Here is a 19685-nt window from a genome sequence, read left to right on the forward strand (position 1 = left end):
CGCTTAACCTTTCCTCAAAAGGAAATCAGGCCTTGTTCTTCATTATGTGGACTCAAATTTCCTGTGATCATCATGTCTTAGCTGCGCTCTTTTTATTTTTCCACTGATTGTTTTCGGCAATTCATCAACAAACTCAATTATTCTTGGATATTTATACGGCGCAGTATTATTTTTAACATATTCCTGTATTTCTTTCTTTAATTCTTCAGTGGGTTCATGGCCCTTTGCCAGAATAACCGTTGCCTTGACCACGGTTCCTCTTATTGCATCCGGAGCTCCGGTCACGGCGCATTCCACCACCGCGGGATGCTCGATCACGGCGCTTTCCACTTCAAACGGGCTTATCCTGTATCCCGAGGCCTTTATAACGTCGTCATTCCTGCCCACGAACCACAGAAAGCCATGCTCGTCCCTGTAAACAACATCTCCGGTATGGTAGGTGTCATCATGCCAAACCCTTGCAGTCGCCTCAGGGTCCTTGTAGTAGCCGCAGAACAGCCCTGCGGGCCTGGCTGAATCCACACCTTTAATAACCAGCTCGCCCTCTTCTCCCACCGGACAGGATTTATTGCTTTCATCCACCACATCAATGCTGTAGGCAGGATTTGGCAGGCCCATGGCACCCGGGTCCACTTTTACCCATTCATAATTGGCTACAATGACAGTGGTCTCAGTCTGCCCGAAGCCATTGAGTATCTCAAGTCCTGTCAAACGCTTGAACCTGTTGAAAATCTCAGGATTCAGAGGTTCTCCTGCCGTTGAACAATGAACCAGCGACGACAGGTCATAACGGGTTATGTCATTTTGCAGCATAAACCGGTATATGGTTGGCGGTGCACAGAAAGTCCTTATACCGTATTTCTCAATCTTTTCAAGAAGCCGGCAGGGATCGAACCGGTCCATATCGTACAGGAACTGTACCGCTCCGCAAATCCACTGTCCAAAGAGCTTTCCCCATGCAAACTTTGCCCAGCCCGAATCGGCTACTGTCAGGTGAAGACCCTTGTCCTGCACCCTCTGCCAATACCTGGCCGTCACAATATGTCCAAGCGGATATGTAAAATCATGCATTGCCATTTTGGGCATACTGGTGGTTCCCGAAGTAAAGTATATAATCATCAGATCCCTGTTATACGTGTTCAATACTCCCTGGGGCCTTGACCATACGTGGCCGGCATCCTTTATCTCACTGTCGTAATCCAGCCAGCTTTCTCTGCCGCCGCCCACCATAATGTAGGTTTTTACTGTGGGAGATTCCCCGGCGGCACTTTCAACATGCCGTATTATTTCACTGTCGTTATATGCCACAACAGCCTTGACTTCTGCCGCATTATTTCTGTAAACTATATCCTTCTTCATAAGCTGGTTTGTGGAGGGAATAAAAATTGCACCTATTTTCATGGCTGCAAAAGCAAAAAAGTAAAATTCATATCTCCTTCTGAGTATGAACATCACCTTGTCGCCCTTGCTTATTCCCCTGGCTTTTAGGTAATTGGCAGTCTTGTCCGACCAGAATTTCAAATCCCCGAAGGTAAAAAAGCTTTCCCGGCCGTTATCGTCACACCACACCAACGCCGGCCTGTCAGGCTCCATTGCGGCATATTCATCGATTATATCATAGGCAAAATTAAAATTATCAGGAACCTTCAATTTGAAATTCCTGCTGAAATCTTCATATGAATCAAATACAACTCTGTCAAGATATCTTGAATCAAGACTCATAAGCTTGTCCTCCCCTTAATAACATAATACGCCCGTATACAGACGGCACCTGTCCTGCTATATATCCTACAGCAGGATTACGGTCAGGAACTTTGCTTCCTTCCCGTCCAGAGCTGTCATTTTATGCGGAATGGTGGAATTATAGTACAAGGAATCTCCCGGCTCCAGGTCAAAGGTCTCTTTACCGACCACAACCCGCATTCTGCCCTCCAGGCAATAGTTGAATTCCTGTCCCTTGTGTGAAACCAGACCGGGACTGCTGCGGGGATCAAGCACCACAAACATCGGCTCTATCTTTCTGCCGGAATATTTATGTGCCAGGCTTTCAAAACCGTATTGGTCATACCTTTCAACCTTAAGGCCTTCACCTTTCTTTACAAAAGAAATATCATGAAGCTTTGGTGAGGTTCCTGTCAATATTTCAGTCATATCCACCTTGTAAAAGTCCGCCAGTTCATATAAAATACTGACCGGAATATCATCCAGCGCATCCTCATACCGAATGTACTCATCTATTTTAAGTCCCGCAGCCCTGGCCACTTCCCCCGGTGTTAATCCTTCCAGAAGTCTCAGGCCCTTAATTCTGACTGCTATATCCTTAACTTTTTCATTCATATTAGCCTCCATATCCGGCACAGTTTACAATAGACACGATTCATTTGTAATCGGGCTCAACTGCGGCCATAAAAAAAGCCTGCACTATTTTAAAGTTTGCAGGAATTATTTCATATTTTATCCCCCTGTCCGCTCTGCGGACATAATTCAAAGGGTTGAAAATGGTTTTCTTTCAACCTTATTCCATTGACAAACATTTTTATTATAGCACAAGCTCTGCTGCCGCCGCAAAATTATTTTACCGTCCCCGGATCAATCCCTCACCCTGTTCCTTATGGCCGGGAAAACCCAAAAGCCCAGTGTCATACTTATGAGACATGCCGAAATGCCGAAAAGCGAAGGAAGCGAACGGTAAAACAAGTCCTTGAAGGTTACCGCCGGTGTATTTTCCACAAATATGGCTGAATTGACAATTATGTATGTAAAAAAGAAGGCAATGCCGAGCAATTGAAAGATATAGTGCTGTATGAGCAGGTTCACTGCACAGCCTGCTATGAGAATTATAAAAAATACCGCAATAGAATAAGAGAGAGCTGGTGTCATTTTTCCTCCATCTGCTCATGCGCTGCATGACCTTTCAGCCTGCCTGCCAAAACTTAAATCCGGCGCTTGAATCAACCTTGTTGCTGACTTATCGGCACACCCCGTTAAAAATAAAAACGCCTTATATTTACAGTTATTGTAATATACAAAGCGTGTGATTTCAAATTATTTCCTATGGTATTTATGTTCTTAAAGCTATATTTTAAGCTTTTGCTTCAACTGGGTTCCGTAAAAACGTATGAACAGTGTGTATATATAATCATACAGAATAAACACAACCTCCAGCAAGGCAGCAATTGCGTACACAGGAGCCGAGGGCATCGTACCGTTCAGAAGGATTTCCTTAAGAAATATCAGTCCCAGAACCAGACAGACGTTAAAATATGCAAGCTTTAAAATATACTCTATAACCCTGCTATGTATCCTTTCAACATACAGCTTTATAAGCCCGTATACTCCGAAAAACACAATAAAAGGAATTACTTCAAGCCTTGGAACAAGCAGTGCCGACAATATGCCCGAGGCTATATAGAATGCCCAGCCTGCCTTCGTCCCGAACTCAATGATTATGACCGCCATAAACAAGGAGCTTAAGGCATACAAAGACAACTTGCTGGTGGGAAGCGTCGCTGCCAAAAACACGCATATTACCGTAAACGCCAGTAATATACCGCTTAATGTTATTCTCTTAACTCTTGAACCTGGACCACTGTTCATGCAATAAAAACCTCCAGCAATATAAACCTGATTTTGCCCGGCTTCTAGCAGCAGCCTATCAAGTCTCCTCCGCAGCATTCACACATGGAATCGGTACACCATGCGCACATGCACATGTCGCAGAAGCTTGGCCCTGCTCCATAACCCCTGTTTTGGGCATTTCCCCGGTACATATTGTTATTGTTGTTCATTCTGTTCAGGGCATCCCTGTATTCATAATTTGACGGGTCCATATTGCAGGCCTGCCGGACATTCATTACAGCTTCGTTATACCAGCCCTTTTTCATGAAAATCAGTCCCCGCAGATAGAACCATTCCGCACTCTTTTCGGATATGCTTTCAAGCATTTGCTCGGCAGCGGCTATATTACCGCTGTTTATATACATTCTTATCTGCCTGAAGCTGGTATTTCCGCCTCCCGGACCTCCTCCGGCACCGGTGGACTGGCTGCCGGAATAGCTGCTCCTGCCGCTCCAGCCGTTGCTGGTTTTAGCTGTCTGACCTTTCCCTGTGAGATACTCGTAAGCCTCGTTTACCTCTCTGAGTTTTTCCTCGGCCAATTGGGAAAGAGGATTATCCTGATATTGGTCAGGATGATATTTTTTGACCTGTTCTCTGTATGCTTTCTTGATTTCATCTTCCGTTGCATTTTCTTTTATTCCCAGTACCTCATACGGATTTTTCACAATTACCACAACTCCTCCGGCACAAAATTTTATCTGTCTTGCTTAACATACCCATATATAATATATTTTCCAAAATACTCTTATTTTCACCTGCATTCAATAATTCAAAGGCCTTGGAAGCCTCCCTGAGACAATACAGCAAGGTAAATTCCACCTGGGACTTGATACGGTTTTTAAAGTCCTCGACAGCTTCGCTTCCGGCTTCATATTTGAAATGCAGCAGAAAAGGGTTGTAGGCGTAAGCTTTAAGGTCTGCCTCCAGATCGTCATACGCGTCAATGAGGTAAATCCATTTCCCGATATTGTAGCCCATCCATCTTAAAACCTGCCTGGTGTCATTGTCCAGCTTCTGGTAGTCAAGCACCTCTTCCATCAGCTTTGCAAATGGTTCTGCGGCCCGGTCAAAGGATGCACACCGCTCCTTTTCAAGGACGGCAAGCTCGTCAAGCCTTTGCTCAATTATAGCACATTTCTCTGGGTATGCCAGCGCCAGCTTCCTATACGCTCTGCCAAGAACCGCCATGCCTGCCAAAGCAGCTTTGGAGCTGTCATCCTCCCATTTATCCTTTATATTATTATACGCCAAAATTATATTTATGTCGGAAGAATAATCTATTATTTCATTGTACGTGACAAAGGATTTTTTGAGCGGATGAACCATGCACCGCTCCCTGACCAGTTTTGTCTCGATTTTGAGCAGTGAGCACAGCAGCAGGGAAAGAAAAGCCGCATCATACGTCAGTGTCATTCTTTTCAATTGTCCGTGCCTATTGCCGATTGCCTTGCATACTCCGCAATAATAGGCCCGGTATATATCAAATTCTTTTATTTTAAGTTCCGGCTTTTCCGGCATAATATAACCGAACAATTTGTCCTCCTGTAATAGCTGCTCCAATTCAGCAAAATATGGCTTTAAGCAGCCATAATATATAATACCACAAAAATGTTACCAAATTATTAATATTTTAAAGGTAAACTTTAAAAAAATAAAGAGGCAACTTTATTTTTTTATTTGTAACAAAAAAAGATACCCCAAAAATGTATCTTTTATGTTATCAGTCCTCTTATAAATTTCAGGAATTACTGCTTACCCTTCCCGTAATCCTTTGAAAACCTGTAATAAATCATAATATACATGACCAGGGCAAACAATGTACAAGCCACAGCCAAACCGAGAGCCGTGTTAATGGCAATGGAGGTATACATATTTTTCAGGCTGTCAAGGCTGAGCACAATGGTTGCCAGTATTGCAAAGTAAAACAAAACTGTGGCCAGCTTGCCGTACCAGTTTGCTCCGATGACAGTTTTTCCCTTTCTGTAAAGCATAATGCCGCCGGTCAGCATCAACGCCTCCTTTATTATAACTATAACCAGTACTATAATTGGAATAAAGTCATGCAAAACCAAAAAAACCAGAGCAGTTATCTGCATTAACTTGTCTGCCAGCGGATCAAAAAACTTTCCCCATTTTGTTATCAAGTTGTACTTTCTCGCTATATATCCGTCCAGTACGTCAGTAAAGCCTCCAAATGCAAAAAGAATCATTGCCGGAACATAATATTCAAAGTAAAGGAAATAGCCCATAATCGGAACAACTATCAACCTTATGAGAGTTAATAAATTTGGAATATTTTTTTTCACCTGCACACCACCCGATTACTTTTTAAAATCTGACAGAATTTTACTGAGAGAACAAGCAAACATAGTTTATCATAGAACAATAAATCAGTACAAGCATTTCTTTCTTTACATAAAATTATTGTATTTTGCAGTCTCAGGACTGCTCCATGTCAGTTCCTGTATTTCTGGCAATGATATTGAACAGTTCTTCATCATATTTCTGCAAATTTACCGGCTTCAGATTGGGAGTTGTCCAAACATGCACTGTCTCACCCGTGGTAATGGGATTTTCCAGGTTTGACTCCTTAAAAACCTCGTAATAGAAGTTGAGCCGGGTCTTTGTATAACTCTTTATACTGGTTCTTACAATAATCTTATCCTCATAGGTGGAGGAGCTTATAAACCTGCACTTCAGTTCCAGCAGCGGCAGAAGTATCCCCTTTTTTTCAATATCCGAATAGGATATGCCGTTTTGCTTTATGAATTCTGTCCTTCCAGCTTCAAACCAGACCGGATAATTTGAATGATGCACTATTCCCATCCTGTCTGTTTCAGCATACCTTACTGTCAAAGGTATATCAACGTATAACAACTCTCTCATTCCTTTCATTTTACGTAAAATTACATCATTTGTTGCATGTATAATAAAAAATTATATTTATTCTCCGCGCCAACTGCTTAAGACAAAAAATAAGGATATATGTAGAAATAGCTCCGGGCTAATAAGCGCGGAGCTATTTTTTAACATTTTTATCAATAACCCGTTTCTATAATAACGCTATGTGCTTCCTCAACTTCTGCCTCTGGAACAAGTACTTCGAAGTAATTATCATTGTTTTCAGGATTCTTGCTAATAGGCCTTAGTTTTACAAGAATACCTTCATTGGACAAAAGCTCCTGAAGCTGATTAGCTACTTCTTTGCTTTGGGCCATATATACCACTGTCCACATTATCATCTACACTACCTTTCAAATTGTTATTCCCCGCATTGAATAGTGCCATATCTGCAATAAACGGTGGCTTTGCCCCTTATTTTTATCGCAGAGGTATTTTCGGTAAATTGCGCTAAAAGCAATTCACCCTTATCAAGCTTCTCGGTATGATGAAATTTTGTATCCCTTCCACGTGTTAACCCGATAATTGTAACTCCGTTTTCTCCGGCTTTCACAGCAACGTACTCACCGGAAATTTTATCTTCCAGATTGTCCATTTAACCACCTCGACATTTATATTATATTATTTTCCACCAAAAATCAATATTAAGCACGTTATTTTAGACTTATATTATCCTTTCCAAGCCTTGTTTCCAGTTCTTCCAGCAAAACATTGTTTATATCCGTCCAATACTGCCTGTCAAGTCTCTTGAAGCCTTCCTCCTCCTTTTTTCTTATAAAGGTGGGTGTGGCACCGCTGAAATATTTAAGCAGGGCAATCAATGCAGTACTTTCCTCTCTGGTCATTTCTCTTTCAAAATACATGTAAAGTCCTTTTTCCGCCAGGCTGTTTATGGGAAGCACCTCTTCACATATTATTTTTGGCTGCTCGTCCTCTTTCAGGCTCAGCCTGCCGTTCACCAGCACTATGCTTTCCTGCTGCAGCAGTTGTGAAAATTTTTCGTAGATAGTAGGAAAAACGATAAGCTCCATCGTACCGAACAGGTCTTCAAGTCCCACAAAAGCCATAAGATTGTTATTTTTCGTAGTCTTGGTCTTTTTTGATACAATTATTCCTCCCACCGTCACCCGCATGGAATCGGACAGCTTTTTAAGCCCGAGCTCAATATCGCCGGAACTGTCCTCGTTATTGTCAACGAACATATCCTTGCTGTAAAGTGTCACCTTTTTGTCCAATATGCCCTGATGCTCACTCAGAGGATGCCCTGAAACGTACAGACCCAGCATTTCCTTTTCCATGGCAAGCATTACGTTGGGCGGGTACTCTTTTATGTCGGGGTAATCCTCCTGCAAGGACTCCTGGGGTTCCTGCATAAGCTCGAATATGGAGAGCTGTCCTTCCATGCTTTTCTTTTTTGCCTGGGCTATACCGTCCAGAAACCTCTCGTATACCGCCATGAGCTTGGATCTGTAAATATTCAGGGAGTCAAAGGCTCCGCTTTTAATAAGGCCCTCTATGCACCTTTTGTTGATTTCCCTGCCTTCTATCCTCTGGCAAAAATCCAGGAAGGTGGAGTAAAGGCCGTTTTGTGTCCTTTCGGCAATCATTGACCTGATTGCGCCTTCTCCGACATTTTTTATTGCCGCCAGGCCAAATCTTATTTTTTGATTTACAACCGTAAATTTTACGTTGCTTTCATTCACATCCGGCGGCAGCACCTTTATATTCAGCACCTTGCATTCATTTACATATTGGGAAACCTTGTCGCTGCTGCCCAAAAAGCTGTTCAGGGAAGCTGCCAGGAATTCCACGGGATAATAATACTTCAGCCAGGCAGTCTGATATGCTACAACCGCGTATGCAGCCGCATGGGATTTGTTGAAGGCGTAACTGGCAAAGTCCATCATTTCATCAAATATCCTGTCTGCCGTCTTTTCGTCTACTCCGTTCTTTACGGCTCCCCTGACCACCTCATTCCCTTCCTCGTCGGTTATACCGTATATAAAGTTTTTGCGTTCCTGTTCCATGACCGAAACCTTCTTTTTGGACATGGCACGCCTTACAAGATCAGATCTGCCGTAAGAATAGCCGCCCAGCTCCCTTACTATCTGCATTACCTGTTCCTGATACACCATGCAGCCATAGGTGACATTCAATATGTTTTCCAAAAGAGGGTGATGATACTTTATTTCCTTTGGATTATTCTTATTTCGTATATATCTGGGTATCTGGTCCATAGGCCCCGGCCTGTAGAGTGAGATACCTGCTATTATGTCTTCAAGGGAATTTGGCTGCAGTTCCTTCATGAACTGGGTCATCCCTCCGCTTTCAAGCTGGAATATACCAACAGTCTTGCCCTCTCCAATCATTTTATATACATGTAAATCGTCATAATTTATACTGTTTATATCGATTTTTATGTTATGTCCCTGCTCTATGAGGTTTACAGTGTCTCTGATGACAGTCAGGGTTCTCAAGCCGAGAAAGTCCATCTTGAGCAGTCCCAGTTCCTCCAGCAGCCCCATTGTAAACTGCGTTGTCACATTGTTTTCATTAAGCTGCAGGGGCACATACTCTACGATAGGCTCCTTTGAAATAACCACACCTGCGGCATGCGTGGACGCGTGCCTGGGAAGTCCCTCCAGGCTTCGGGCAGTATCGATTAAAAGACCGGCCTCCTCTTCAAGCTCATACTTCTTTTTAAGCTCGGGATTCAGCTCCAGTGCCTTGTCAATATTCATGCCTATCTGGAAGGGAATCATTTTTGCTATGCTGTCCACTTCCCCGTAAGGTATGTCCAAGGCTCTGCCCACATCCCTTATGGCAGCTCTTGCAGCCATGGTTCCGAAGGTTATTATTTGTGAGACCTTATCCTTGCCGTACTTACTGATAACATAATCAATTACCTCCTGCCTTCTTTCATAGCAGAAGTCAATATCTATATCAGGCATGCTGATTCTCTCGGGGTTCAGAAACCTTTCAAAAAGCAGGTTGTATTTCAGCGGGTCGATACTTGTTATTCCAAGGCAGTAGGATACCAGGCTGCCTGCCGCCGAGCCCCTTCCCGGTCCTACCATGATATCGTTTTCCCTGGCGTATCTGATAAAATCCCAAACTATGAGAAAATAGTCCACATAACCCATGGTGGAGATAACCGAGAGCTCATATTCCAGCCTCTGCCTTATTTCCTCACTGCAGCCTGCACCATATCTCTGCTCAAGTCCCAAATAGCATTTTTCCCGCAGATACTCAACGGGGGTATAGCCATCCTCCACCTTGAAGCTTGGCAGGTGCAGCTTTCCGAACTCCAGCTCCACATTGCACCTTTCAGATATTTTCAAGGTGTTTTCCAGTGCCGACTCAACATTCCGGAAATTTTCATACATCTCGGCAGGGGATTTGACATAAATCTCGTCCGTGTCAAACCTCATCCTGTTATCATCATTTATGGTTTTTCCAGTCTGAATGCACAATAATATTTCATGGGATCTGGCAGCCTCCCTGGTGAGAAAATGGGCATCATTCGTAGCCACCAGCGGTATTCCCAGCTCCCGGGACAGCTTGATAAGCTGCTGGTTAACCAGGTTCTGGTCACTTATGCCGTTGTGCTGCAGCTCCAGGTAAAAATTGTCCTGTCCGAATATTCCATTGAGCCTTTTGGCCAGCTCAGCAGCCTTTTCAAGGTCATTATTCAGGATTGCAGCAGGAATATCTCCCGAAAGGCAGGCACTAAGAGCAATCAATCCCTCTGAATACTTCTCAAGCGTCTGGTAGTCCACCCTGGGCTTGTAGTAAAAGCCTTCGGTAAAGCCCAGGGAAACCAGCTTCATGAGATTTTTGTAGCCGGTATTGTTCTTTGCCAGCAGGACAAGATGTCCGTAGTCCGAGTCCAGACCGGGCTGTTTATCCTGCATATTTCGCTTAGCCGTATATATCTCACAACCCAGGATGGGTTTTATTCCATTTTTCAGAGCTTCCTTATAGAATTCTACCACACCATACATTACTCCGTGGTCTGTTATTGCCACACTGCTCATGCCCAGCTCTTTTACCCTCTGAATCAAATCCTTTATCCTGTTTGAGCCGTCCAGCAGGCTGTATTCCGTATGTACGTGCAAGTGTACAAAGTCTTTCATATGTATCCTTCTCTCCAAATCCTCATTAGTCCCGTTTTAAAGCAGCACGTCTTCCAGGCTTGTTTTCATATATATAATTATACCATAGTAAATCCCTCACAGGGTTTAAAAGTACATTAAACATTTATATATGTTATTTTCCGACCATATATACCGGCCTTTTTAAGATAAAAGCCCTCAGCGCAGTTATTTCAGGGCATACAAGCAAGCTGGCCGGGAGGTGACAGCAGGCAGCCAGGGCATAATTGGGAAATAAAGGAAGTAAATTAATATTTGTGATAGAATGTGCTGGAGGTGAGATTTATGGAATATATGGAAAATAAAATGAATACATTAGTAAGATTTCTCAAAAAAACCGGTCTGATTTCAATGGATATGATTTACAGGCTTTACTACATGAATATTTTCGGCTCCAGGCTTTACTTCAGGCATAAAATCGAGTCCTTCCGTTCCTGCGCCTTTTGCAGGCACCTGCACTATGACAGTACAATTAAAAAATATGTGTGCTCCTTCGGACAGTACGAGGCCTGCAGTTCTCTTGTCCCCTGCATTATCCCCGATCCCACCGTCATGACAGGCCCTTCCTTCATAGAGGAGGAAGAACAGATTCCCTGGCTTTTCAAATCCACCTGCCTGAATTTTGAGGTCCTGCCTTCAAAAGAATATTACAGGAACTTTTTATCCTTTGATATAAACAGCAGTGTCATAAAGCTGGAGGCACTGGAAGGTATAATGCTTGGAAGCTGTGGAGGCCACATTCCCTGCCACATCTGCGCCTGTGTGGACAAAGAGGTCTACGCCGGGTGCAGGTATGCGGCCAAAGCAGCCGAACTGGGCAAATGCGGCGTTATATATGATATGCTGTATGGTGTTTTTGAAACTCCTGCTTCAGAAGAACTATCAAATGTGTCTTGAAAAAAAGACAACCGGCTACCTGCGCTGGTCCTTTTGCTTCTTTTCAAAGGCCTGGCATTCCTTTCCCGAGGACTGCAGGACCACCATTGACGGCATCCGGCGGGATTTAAAGCCGAAGCTCCTGCAGCCGTAAGGCATATTTCTTTCCCAGGTTATATAGTAATGTTTACAGTTCAGGCAATTTGCTTTCTCTGTCATGTTTAAATCCATTTTCTGCTGCATAGCGGTTGATTTGTACTGCCTTACGCCTTCAAAACCTGCCTTGTGGCAATGATATCAGCTCCTGTGCCAAGTATGTCCGAAAGCAGTACCTGATGAAAGTCCACCGGTGCCTGGATATGTAAGGACCGCAGTAAAGCTGCAGCCTCCCGTATTTTGTCCCGGGGTATGGGCTTGCTGCTCCTGACGCTTACCAGAGGAAGGGCGCCCCCTGTTACCTTTACTGTTGAAGTAAGGCTTCTTTCCGGGCTCTGGACCTCCTTTTTCGCATAGGTGCCTCCATTTCTGCACAGAGCATTTTCCACCCGTACAACCCTGTTCCGGTCATCAATATAAACCTTCATTCTGCAGCCGTTGGGACATACAATACATACTATTTCTCTATCAGTTTCCATCTATGCAAACCTCCAGTCCGGAGATATTCTCTAGTTCTTTTGAACTCAGCTCTATTCGAAGCATTTCAGCGGGATTCAAGGCGGTATATTTTCTTTTTTTGATAACTTTTTCCCCTGACTTGAACAGCACCGACTTTTCTCTTCCCGGTACGGTAACTCTCATGGAAAAGGTTATGGCCTGTCCCGGCCTTATTGCCTGGGGCAGCACATACCGGATTCCGCTTCCGGCGGTTACCGGAATTTTCCGGTCATTCCCGGAACACAAACAGTTCTCCCCGGTATCACTGCTCTCACCGGCCTTGTGGCAGTAATTTTTTATGTAGTCCGCTGCCGATACTGCCGCAAGTTCCCCTTCGGAGGACACATGATCCGCCAGGTCATGAACCTGCAGTACGTTTCCGCAGGCAAAAACCCCTGGTATGCTGGTCTCCAGCTTTTCGTCCACCCTGGCTCCCCCGGTGGTATTGTCCATATCCATTCCTGAGTTCAAGGCTATTTCATTTTCGGGAATCAGTCCCACTGAAAGTATCAGGGTATCACATTTATATTTCTCAGAAGTACCCCTGAGTGTATTTCCTTTCTCATCCACCTTTGAAACCGTTACCGCTGTTACCCTCTCCCTGCCTTCCACCCTGGTTACTGTGTGGCTCAGCAGCAGGGGAATGCCGTAATCCTCAAGGCACTGGGTTATGTTTCTCTGCAGCCCGCTGGAATATGGAAGTTTTTCTATGACGGCAAGAACATTGGCTCCTTCAAGAGTAAGCCTTCTGGCCATAATAAGCCCTATATCCCCCGAGCCGAGAATTACGATGTTCCTGCCTATCATAACATTTCTGATATTTACCAGATTCTGCGCCACTCCAGCAGTAAACACACCTGCGGGGCGCGTACCGGGAATACCTATGGCGCCCCGTGTCCTTTCCCTGCAGCCCATGGCCAGTATAACAGCCTTTGCGCGGTATATGGTGATGCCTCCGGGACTAATGGCGGTTACCTCCTTGTCCCTGCTGATCTCCTGTACCATTACGTCTGTAATAATTTCAATGCCCATTTCCGCGGCTTCATCCGTGAACCGCTTTGCATACTCCGGACCGGTCAGGGCTTCATCGAACCTGATCAAACCAAAACCGTCATGTATGCACTGGTTCAGGATACCTCCTGCAACCGGCTCCCTTTCCAGCACAAGAACATCCCTGATACCCCTTTTTACTGCCTCTATGGCGGCAGCCAGGCCGGCGGGGCCTGCACCTATTATTATCAAATCCTTGTTTATCAACATATAACCTCCTAAGCCGGGCAGCCTTACTTTACCCGTCCGGTAAACAGCCTGGAATTGCTCCCTCTCAGAGTAACCTGCTGGGGCTCAAGCCCTTTTTGCTCCTTAAGAATATCAACTATCCTTGTAAGGCAATAGCCCCCCTGGCATCTGCCCATCATAGGCCGTGCCCTGTACTTGATGCCCGCAAGTGTAGTAACTCCAAGCGGATTGTTGATGGCTTCCACTATCTCTTTTTTTGTTATGCCTTCACATCTGCATATGATTTCTCCGTATTCGGGAAACTCTTTTATAAGTTTTTCCTTCTGCTCAAGAGCCAGCTCCCTGAAGGGCGTTATGCCCTTTCTGCCAGTAATGAAATCCCTTTTTGCAACAAGGTCCTCCTTGTTTGAAATAATATCCCTGACCATCCTGCCTATGGGCACTGAGGAGGTCAGGCCCGGTGATTCTATGCCGATTAAGTTCACCAAACCGGGAACCGCTTTTGATTCTTCTATGATAAAGTCTCCGAAGCCGCCGGTTTTTGGTCCCACCAGCTTCGATCTTATTCCTGTATAGCTTCTGATTATGTGTTTCATTTCAAGAGGCGGAAGCAATTCCTTTGCTTCCTTGAACAATTGCTCCATTACACTTGAGGTGGCACTGTAGTCGCTTTTTGATTTTATGTATTCCGCACTTGGCCCTATGAGCATATTCCCGTCTACGGTAGGTGTCAAATGCACCCCCAGCCCGCCGATACCCGGTCTGGGAACAGGATATACAGGCATGCTGAGATACTGGCTGGTCCGCTTGTCCAGTATGAAATATTCTCCGCGGCAGGGATAAATCTTATAACCCTTTTCTCCTGCCAGGGAGGCAATCCTGTCGGAATAAAGCCCTGCACTGTTCACCACATATCTGCTGTAAAAATGCCTTTTGCCGGCAGTAAGCCGAAACAGCTTATCCTGCCTGGTTATGCCGTTCACCTGCGTCTCAAAGAAAAATTTAACGCCATTTTCACATGCATTTTCAGCCAAGGCTACAGTATATATGAAAGGGCTGGTTATGGCAGTGTTTGGCGACAGCATGGCACCAATGCCCCCCACGTGGGGTTCCAGCCTTCTGACAACCTGGGCATCCACAAATTCCAGACCTTTTACTCCATTTTTCCGTCCGTTCTCCATCAATTTGTCTATACCGGGAAAATCGGTTTCATCAAAGGCAACAATCAGCTTTCCTGTCTTCTTGCAGGGTACGTCCAGCTCGGCACATACCTGTTCAAAGCCTTCGTTGCCCTCCACACACAGCCTGGCCATCAGGCTGCCGGGCTTGTTGTTGAAACCCGCATGGACAACAGCGCTGTTCCTGCCGCTGGTGCCGGCTGCCACATCGCTTTCCTTTTCAAGTACGGCGATCTTCAGGTCAAATCTGGAAAGCTCCCTTGCAACGGCACACCCGACGGCTCCTGCTCCAATAATTACTATATCAAATGTATTATCAACATTTACTGCCATACTACCTCCAAAAGTGCACTTTATCCTGCTAAAACTTTTATTTGATTATAGCACAACCGCAGTTGTAATCAAGCCTTTTGGTAATTTCAGTAATTAAATAGGAAAAATACCTTTCCCGCGGGCGTTCATCTGTGCTATAATAAACTCAATAATTCTCCAGAAAGAGTGATGAATTTTGTATTCCCTTAAAGAAAAATACTATGATGGTCAAGGTATTTTAAGAAATCCCGGCGAAAATTACTTTGATAGTGAAGGAATTTTACGAGATCCCGGTGATGATTATTTTGACTCTATGGGTATTTTGAGGCAGGCTGATGAAGAGTTTTACGACAGTCAAGGCATATTGCGGCAAACAGATGAAAGCTTTTATGACGGCGCAGGAAATTTAATAGAACGATAGAAAAGTGCCCCTTTGGGAGGCACTTTTTTTGTTGTTTTTGAAAGTATACATTTTTTGTTCTTTCTTTTCATTATCATACCTTCCACAGCCCTGGAATAATCCGTCAGAATAGTTTCTTCTTATACAGGGTATAACCCACAGCCGAACAGGTTATAAGGGAAATCGCCAATATAATCCAGAAACCCAGCGGATTGTTTTCAAAGGGAAGGTCTATGAGATTCATCCCAAAGAAACTGGAAATCATGGTCGGAATTGCCATTACAATGGTCACGGAAGTCAGGAACTTCATTACAATATTCAAATTGTTTGATATGACCGAAGTAAACGCATCCATGGTTCCCGACAAGATGCTGCTGTATATGTTGGCCATCTCGATAGCCTGCTTGTTTTCAATAATAACGTCCTCAAGCAGCTCGGTATCCTCCGGATAATTCTTTATATGCTCGTATTTCATAAGCTTTTCAAGTACTACCTCATTGGACTTCAGGGCGGTTGAAAAGTACACAAGGCTCTTCTCCAGCTTAAGCATCTGGATTACCTCCTTGTTCTTCATGGACTTGTAAACCTCCTGTTCAATCCTGCTGCTGGTCTTGTCAATGTGCTTGAGGTACTGAAGATACCTGGTGGCATTTTTATAGAGTATTTGCAGCACAAACCTGGTTTTATACTGGGTCAGAAAGGACTTTACCTTGTTGTTGATAAAGTCGCTTAAAATGGTATCTTCCTTTAAGCATACTGTAATGATTATGTGCTTTATGAGAATAATCGCAAGCGGAATGGTGGTATAGACATTCATCTTGGCTTCCTTATCCACTATGGGAATGTCCACGATTATAAGGGTTTGTCCGCTGTCACTCTCGATACGGGCTCTTTCTTCTTCATCCAGTGCGGCCCTTAAAAAGTCCATCTCCACACCTAATGCGCCGTTTACATTATTGATCTCTTCCTCTGTGGGGTTGACCAGGTTTACCCATGAACCTTCCTCAAAGGAATTTGCTCGTAGGATTTCATTATTTACAGTCTTAAAAATATCAAGCATATCTCTCACCCTCTTAAAAATTTATTCATTTATAAGGGTCAATTTTTCAGACTGCAAAGCACTGCCAGCTAGACATGTAAATGCGTGACGGCATGAAAAATAAACCCATATGATTTTGTATTAAATTTTATGTTTCTACTATCAGGGTCACAATCCATACCATTCACCTGCCTTTACAAAAAAAATGAAAATATATATCTATAAATTGATAAGCATATTTCGCAAAACAAAAAAACCGACACTACGAGTGACGGATTTCAAGCATAAAAAAATACCTTCACTCGTTGAGTTTTAGCACTATACAGCTTTGGAATACTACAATATCTTCTCCAGCTACATTAAGTAAAACCTTATTTCGGTAGTACCTGTTGACCCATTGGCATCTCTCGATGTTTCCGGGCAGCAGCATATATCTGTATAGGAACCTCACCTAACGAAATATTCTATTAACATAATTATATACTCTTATTTTCAAGATTACAATACACTGGTGCAGAAAATTCTCATACCTGATTAATTAATCTATTTCTGGGAATATAATAAGAGATATGTATGTCCGGAGGTGCTAAGACATGTCTTTACTTGAATTTCATAAGGTAACTTATGTTCATGACAATAAAACCGTTCTGAAAAATATATCTGTTAATGTCGAAGAGGGAGCTTTCATAATGATAATCGGCCCTTCAGGCAGCGGAAAAAGCGCACTTTTAAAGCTGAGCTGCAATCTCATAAGTCCCACCCAGGGTGAAATAAGCTTTAAATCCAAAAGCCTGGATATGTATACTCCCTCGGAATTAAGAAAAAGCATAACCTATTGTTTTCACACACCTTATCTTTTCGGAGACACCGTTATGGAAAACCTGAGATTTCCATTCCTTATAAGAGACCTGAAGGTGGATGAAAAGAGGATTTTTGAACTTTTTTCCCTCTTCCGGCTTTCTCCTGATTTTATATACAAGGAGGTAAGATACCTGTCCGACGGAGAGAAGCAGCGCCTGTCACTTGCCAGAAGCCTGCTGTTCAAGCCTGAATTATTGCTGTTGGATGAAATCACCTCCCAGCTTGACCACGATAATACGGTAATTGTAGAAAATGTGATAAAAGTGCTGAATGATGAAGGTATAACTATATTGTGGGTCACAAACAGTCCCGGGCAAATGAGAAGACATGCCAGCAGCATTATATCAATGGCTGCCGGTGAGATAGCCAGAACCGAGCGCAAATGATAGGAGCAAAGTCAATGCAGTGCAGCAGGGGAGCTAGTATCCGGCTACCTCCCCTGCTGCTTAGTCCCTTTAAACATATTCGATTTATTTAGGGAAGCTCCCTATATAATATAAGTAAATTAAACCCGGCTTTTTAAAACCGGTTCTTAAATATTTTTCAAAACTTTCGAGCTCTGTTTATATGTATTAATTTAACCTGTTGTGCCAGTTAATAAAGTCTTCAAGAGACAAGTTTGCTCACGCGAGGACACTTTAAAGAAATGGGCAGCATCCAAGCAGCTCTTGCCTGTTTACCACATTTTTAACTAGCACAACGAGTTAAATTATCCCAACTCCTTTTAAACCGGTCTTGAAACTTTCCAGTATATCATTGCCTCATCCCGGGAGGTTTCCTGCATTCCTATTTTTTCGAGAACCCTGGCAGAGCCCTTGTTGCTCTTAAGACAGCTTGCTGTTATGCAGCTTACCTCCTCCTGCAAAAAAGCCCAGTCAGCAAGTGCCTTTGCCGTCTCAAATCCATATCCCTTCTTTTGCTCCTGAGCTATTATAGAATAGCCTATGTCTATTCCACCCTTTTGGTCGGGCTTCCCCTTAAAGCCTGCGTCACCGATTACGGTCATTGTATCCCGCTTTACCACCAGCCACGATTCAAAACCGGAGGGCTCTTTTGCCGATTCCAGGATTTTAATGATTTTAGGCAGTGTTTCAAGGCTCTCATTATCCGGCCAGCTTTCGTCCACCTTAAGTCCCAGCTCCTCCAGCACGGACATTCTGCCCTTAAACACATCCGTTGCAACTTCAAGTGTAAACGGAACCAATACCAGTCTTTCTGAAAAAATTCTTTCAATATTCATTTCTTTGTGCCTTTCATGGATATTTATTTAATATTCCGGCCTGTCCCGGCCGGTTTTAATTATATTATGGAAAACACCCGCACAGCAAGAGTTAAGTTCCGTCCTTATAAAGCATTACTCTCTTGCCTGAACTATAAAACACCGGCTTCAATTATTGAAAATGAAATTTCCTCACAATTTATCTCAGCCACAGCACCATAGGGCAGCACAGTCATGGGAGCAGTATGCCCGAAGTTCATGTTGAAGAGTATAGGCAGGCCGGTGAATTTCAACTCGTCTCTTACCACCTTCAAAACAGTACTTTTATACTCCTCATAATAGGTGTTGTCATAGGGCTTTCCAAATATGATGCCATTTATCCTGCTCAGTATGCCTTGAGAACCATAGTTCCTGAGCCAGTATTCCAGATATGCAGGGGACGGTTTCTCCTCAGATGTTTCAAAAAACAGTATTGCATTATTCCACCTGTCAATATCCGGCCATATTTCAGTTCCCTTCAGCATTTCAAGCACTTCAATACAGCCTCCCAGCAATGGACCCCGAACAACGCCGCTGCCTTGGAGAAGCTCATATCCGTTGTTCGGGCTGGTAGCTCTCCTTATCTCCCTGTTTTTTTCCTCCCAGGGCAGGAATTCACTTGTCCAGACCGGAGAAGGGGGAATTTTGCCGATTATATCATTGCTGAACAGGGCTTTTTTTATCCAGCGGGTGGTGTATTCGAACATTTCCACATTCTCGGCGAACTCTGAAAGTATGGAAGCTCCATAGTAGCTGGAAATACCGGCTTTAAGACATATAAAATGAGTGACCGTGGTATCTGAATACCCCAGGAATATCTTGGGATTTTTCCTTATGATAGCATAATCAATATATGGAAGCAGCCTCACGCTCTCACAGCCGCCTATACACGCTATAACAGCTTTTATATCCTTCTCCTCGAAAGCCTGCATTAAATCCTCCGCCCTCTTTTCAGGATGCTTGTATAAAAACTCGCTGCCTTTTAGTGTATTTGGCATTTCAACCACATTCAGGCCAAAAATCTCCCGAAGCCGCTGCTTGCCTATATTATACCTCCACAGCATGCTTCCGTCTCCTGCACCGCCCCAGGACAGGCTCACTGCTGCAACCGTATCTCCCGGCTTTAATTTCTTCGGTTTTATCAGCTCCACGTGTTCACTCCCTTTTCTGATTTGTATAAAGCGTATTTGCCTTT

The 19685-nt window shown here is 43.8% G+C and carries 21 protein-coding genes and 1 riboswitch; of the genes, 3 read left to right on the forward strand and 18 right to left on the reverse strand.

The window, feature by feature from the left end:
• Positions 1-42: 42 nt before the first annotated feature.
• From CLHUN_RS07525 to CLHUN_RS07575, 11 genes are all read right to left on the reverse strand, one after another.
• Positions 43-1722: an AMP-binding protein gene (locus CLHUN_RS07525; protein ID WP_080063973.1), complete on the reverse strand. Its 1680-nt coding sequence runs from the start codon at positions 1720-1722 to the stop codon at positions 43-45.
• 66 nt (positions 1723-1788) lie between these two features.
• Positions 1789-2337: a helix-turn-helix domain-containing protein gene (locus tag CLHUN_RS07530; protein ID WP_080063974.1), complete on the reverse strand. Its 549-nt coding sequence runs from the start codon at positions 2335-2337 to the stop codon at positions 1789-1791.
• Positions 2338-2589: 252 nt separating this feature from the next.
• Positions 2590-2880 (reverse strand): hypothetical protein, encoded by a 291-nt coding sequence (locus tag CLHUN_RS07535; RefSeq protein WP_080063975.1) that lies wholly within the window; start codon positions 2878-2880, stop codon positions 2590-2592.
• A gap of 195 nt (positions 2881-3075) precedes the next feature.
• A complete protein-coding gene (locus CLHUN_RS07540) occupies positions 3076-3597 on the reverse strand; it encodes a hypothetical protein (RefSeq protein ID WP_080063976.1) in 522 nt (173 codons plus the stop codon).
• A 44-nt stretch (positions 3598-3641) separates the two neighbouring features.
• Positions 3642-4283 (reverse strand): J domain-containing protein, encoded by a 642-nt coding sequence (locus tag CLHUN_RS07545; RefSeq protein ID WP_080064070.1) that lies wholly within the window; start codon positions 4281-4283, stop codon positions 3642-3644.
• Positions 4267-5151 (reverse strand): DUF5685 family protein, encoded by an 885-nt coding sequence (locus CLHUN_RS07550; protein WP_080063977.1) that lies wholly within the window; start codon positions 5149-5151, stop codon positions 4267-4269. Before CLHUN_RS07550 ends, CLHUN_RS07545 begins: the two co-directional genes overlap by 17 nt.
• Before the next feature lie 212 nt (positions 5152-5363).
• Complete coding sequence (pgsA, locus tag CLHUN_RS07555) at positions 5364-5924, reverse strand: CDP-diacylglycerol--glycerol-3-phosphate 3-phosphatidyltransferase (RefSeq protein ID WP_080063978.1); 561 nt, start codon at positions 5922-5924, stop codon at positions 5364-5366.
• 133 nt (positions 5925-6057) lie between these two features.
• Complete coding sequence (locus CLHUN_RS07560) at positions 6058-6495, reverse strand: acyl-CoA thioesterase (RefSeq protein WP_080063979.1); 438 nt, start codon at positions 6493-6495, stop codon at positions 6058-6060.
• A gap of 161 nt (positions 6496-6656) precedes the next feature.
• On the reverse strand, positions 6657-6860 hold the full coding sequence (locus tag CLHUN_RS07565) for an LAGLIDADG family homing endonuclease (protein WP_080063980.1): 204 nt from the start codon (positions 6858-6860) through the stop codon (positions 6657-6659).
• A gap of 20 nt (positions 6861-6880) precedes the next feature.
• Positions 6881-7114: a trp RNA-binding attenuation protein MtrB gene (gene mtrB, locus CLHUN_RS07570; RefSeq protein WP_004625468.1), complete on the reverse strand. Its 234-nt coding sequence runs from the start codon at positions 7112-7114 to the stop codon at positions 6881-6883.
• A 58-nt stretch (positions 7115-7172) separates the two neighbouring features.
• Positions 7173-10655, reverse strand: coding sequence for a DNA polymerase III subunit alpha (locus CLHUN_RS07575; RefSeq protein WP_080063981.1), 3483 nt, complete (start codon positions 10653-10655; stop codon positions 7173-7175).
• A gap of 303 nt (positions 10656-10958) precedes the next feature.
• Here CLHUN_RS07575 and CLHUN_RS07580 point away from each other — a divergent pair, with 303 nt between their 5' ends.
• The gene (locus CLHUN_RS07580) at positions 10959-11570 is read left to right on the forward strand and encodes a hypothetical protein (protein WP_080063982.1); all 612 of its coding nucleotides are present in this window, start codon (positions 10959-10961) and stop codon (positions 11568-11570) included.
• Between the two features lie 15 nt (positions 11571-11585).
• Here CLHUN_RS07580 and CLHUN_RS07585 read toward each other — a convergent pair whose 3' ends face one another.
• The 4 genes from CLHUN_RS07585 to CLHUN_RS07600 are packed head-to-tail and all read right to left on the reverse strand — an operon-like array spanning position 11586 to position 14953.
• A complete protein-coding gene (locus CLHUN_RS07585) occupies positions 11586-11780 on the reverse strand; it encodes a uracil-DNA glycosylase (protein ID WP_242656468.1) in 195 nt (64 codons plus the stop codon).
• A gap of 32 nt (positions 11781-11812) precedes the next feature.
• Positions 11813-12184, reverse strand: a complete 372-nt coding sequence (locus CLHUN_RS07590) for a DUF1667 domain-containing protein (protein ID WP_080063983.1) — start codon at positions 12182-12184, stop codon at positions 11813-11815.
• Positions 12174-13463, reverse strand: a complete 1290-nt coding sequence (locus CLHUN_RS07595; RefSeq protein WP_080063984.1) for an NAD(P)/FAD-dependent oxidoreductase — start codon at positions 13461-13463, stop codon at positions 12174-12176. Before CLHUN_RS07595 ends, CLHUN_RS07590 begins: the two co-directional genes overlap by 11 nt.
• A 23-nt stretch (positions 13464-13486) precedes the next feature.
• On the reverse strand, positions 13487-14953 hold the full coding sequence (locus CLHUN_RS07600; RefSeq protein WP_080063985.1) for an NAD(P)/FAD-dependent oxidoreductase: 1467 nt from the start codon (positions 14951-14953) through the stop codon (positions 13487-13489).
• Between the two features lie 175 nt (positions 14954-15128).
• On the opposite strand from CLHUN_RS07600, the gene CLHUN_RS07605 reads away from it, so the two are divergent.
• Positions 15129-15353: a hypothetical protein gene (locus tag CLHUN_RS07605; protein WP_080063986.1), complete on the forward strand. Its 225-nt coding sequence runs from the start codon at positions 15129-15131 to the stop codon at positions 15351-15353.
• A 103-nt stretch (positions 15354-15456) separates the two neighbouring features.
• Here CLHUN_RS07605 and CLHUN_RS07610 read toward each other — a convergent pair whose 3' ends face one another.
• Positions 15457-16392, reverse strand: coding sequence for a magnesium transporter CorA family protein (locus CLHUN_RS07610; RefSeq protein ID WP_080063987.1), 936 nt, complete (start codon positions 16390-16392; stop codon positions 15457-15459).
• A gap of 269 nt (positions 16393-16661) precedes the next feature.
• Positions 16662-16837, reverse strand: a riboswitch (M-box (ykoK) riboswitch).
• A 127-nt stretch (positions 16838-16964) separates the two neighbouring features.
• Between CLHUN_RS07610 and CLHUN_RS07615 the strand changes: the two genes are divergently transcribed.
• Entirely contained in the window at positions 16965-17618 is a 654-nt protein-coding gene (locus CLHUN_RS07615) for an ABC transporter ATP-binding protein (protein WP_080063988.1), read from the forward strand.
• A gap of 338 nt (positions 17619-17956) precedes the next feature.
• Here CLHUN_RS07615 and CLHUN_RS07620 read toward each other — a convergent pair whose 3' ends face one another.
• Both CLHUN_RS07620 and CLHUN_RS07625 read right to left on the reverse strand, forming a co-directional pair.
• Positions 17957-18472, reverse strand: a complete 516-nt coding sequence (locus tag CLHUN_RS07620; protein ID WP_080063989.1) for a GNAT family N-acetyltransferase — start codon at positions 18470-18472, stop codon at positions 17957-17959.
• Between the two features lie 131 nt (positions 18473-18603).
• The gene (locus tag CLHUN_RS07625) at positions 18604-19641 is read right to left on the reverse strand and encodes a S66 family peptidase (RefSeq protein WP_080063990.1); all 1038 of its coding nucleotides are present in this window, start codon (positions 19639-19641) and stop codon (positions 18604-18606) included.
• Positions 19642-19685 lie beyond the last annotated feature (44 nt).

Origin of the sequence: Ruminiclostridium hungatei (genome assembly GCF_002051585.1) — a bacterium.
Taxonomy (GTDB): domain Bacteria; phylum Bacillota; class Clostridia; order Acetivibrionales; family DSM-1351; genus Ruminiclostridium; species Ruminiclostridium hungatei.

What these genes read in the sequence shown, in the direction of transcription:
- CLHUN_RS07525 (WP_080063973.1), bottom strand. Translation starts at nt 1,722, where the DNA reads ATGAGTCTTGATTCAAGATATCTTGACAGAGTTGTATTTGATTCATAT.
- CLHUN_RS07530 (WP_080063974.1), bottom strand. Translation starts at nt 2,337, where the DNA reads ATGAATGAAAAAGTTAAGGATATAGCAGTCAGAATTAAGGGCCTGAGA.
- CLHUN_RS07535 (WP_080063975.1), bottom strand. Translation starts at nt 2,880, where the DNA reads ATGACACCAGCTCTCTCTTATTCTATTGCGGTATTTTTTATAATTCTC.
- CLHUN_RS07540 (WP_080063976.1), bottom strand. Translation starts at nt 3,597, where the DNA reads ATGAACAGTGGTCCAGGTTCAAGAGTTAAGAGAATAACATTAAGCGGT.
- CLHUN_RS07565 (WP_080063980.1), bottom strand. Translation starts at nt 6,860, where the DNA reads ATGATAATGTGGACAGTGGTATATATGGCCCAAAGCAAAGAAGTAGCT.
- mtrB (WP_004625468.1), bottom strand. Translation starts at nt 7,114, where the DNA reads ATGGACAATCTGGAAGATAAAATTTCCGGTGAGTACGTTGCTGTGAAA.
- CLHUN_RS07575 (WP_080063981.1), bottom strand. Translation starts at nt 10,655, where the DNA reads ATGAAAGACTTTGTACACTTGCACGTACATACGGAATACAGCCTGCTG.
- CLHUN_RS07580 (WP_080063982.1), top strand. Translation starts at nt 10,959, where the DNA reads ATGGAATATATGGAAAATAAAATGAATACATTAGTAAGATTTCTCAAA.
- CLHUN_RS07585 (WP_242656468.1), bottom strand. Translation starts at nt 11,780, where the DNA reads ATGGATTTAAACATGACAGAGAAAGCAAATTGCCTGAACTGTAAACAT.
- CLHUN_RS07590 (WP_080063983.1), bottom strand. Translation starts at nt 12,184, where the DNA reads ATGGAAACTGATAGAGAAATAGTATGTATTGTATGTCCCAACGGCTGC.
- CLHUN_RS07595 (WP_080063984.1), bottom strand. Translation starts at nt 13,463, where the DNA reads ATGTTGATAAACAAGGATTTGATAATAATAGGTGCAGGCCCCGCCGGC.
- CLHUN_RS07600 (WP_080063985.1), bottom strand. Translation starts at nt 14,953, where the DNA reads ATGGCAGTAAATGTTGATAATACATTTGATATAGTAATTATTGGAGCA.
- CLHUN_RS07610 (WP_080063987.1), bottom strand. Translation starts at nt 16,392, where the DNA reads ATGCTTGATATTTTTAAGACTGTAAATAATGAAATCCTACGAGCAAAT.
- CLHUN_RS07615 (WP_080063988.1), top strand. Translation starts at nt 16,965, where the DNA reads ATGTCTTTACTTGAATTTCATAAGGTAACTTATGTTCATGACAATAAA.
- CLHUN_RS07620 (WP_080063989.1), bottom strand. Translation starts at nt 18,472, where the DNA reads ATGAATATTGAAAGAATTTTTTCAGAAAGACTGGTATTGGTTCCGTTT.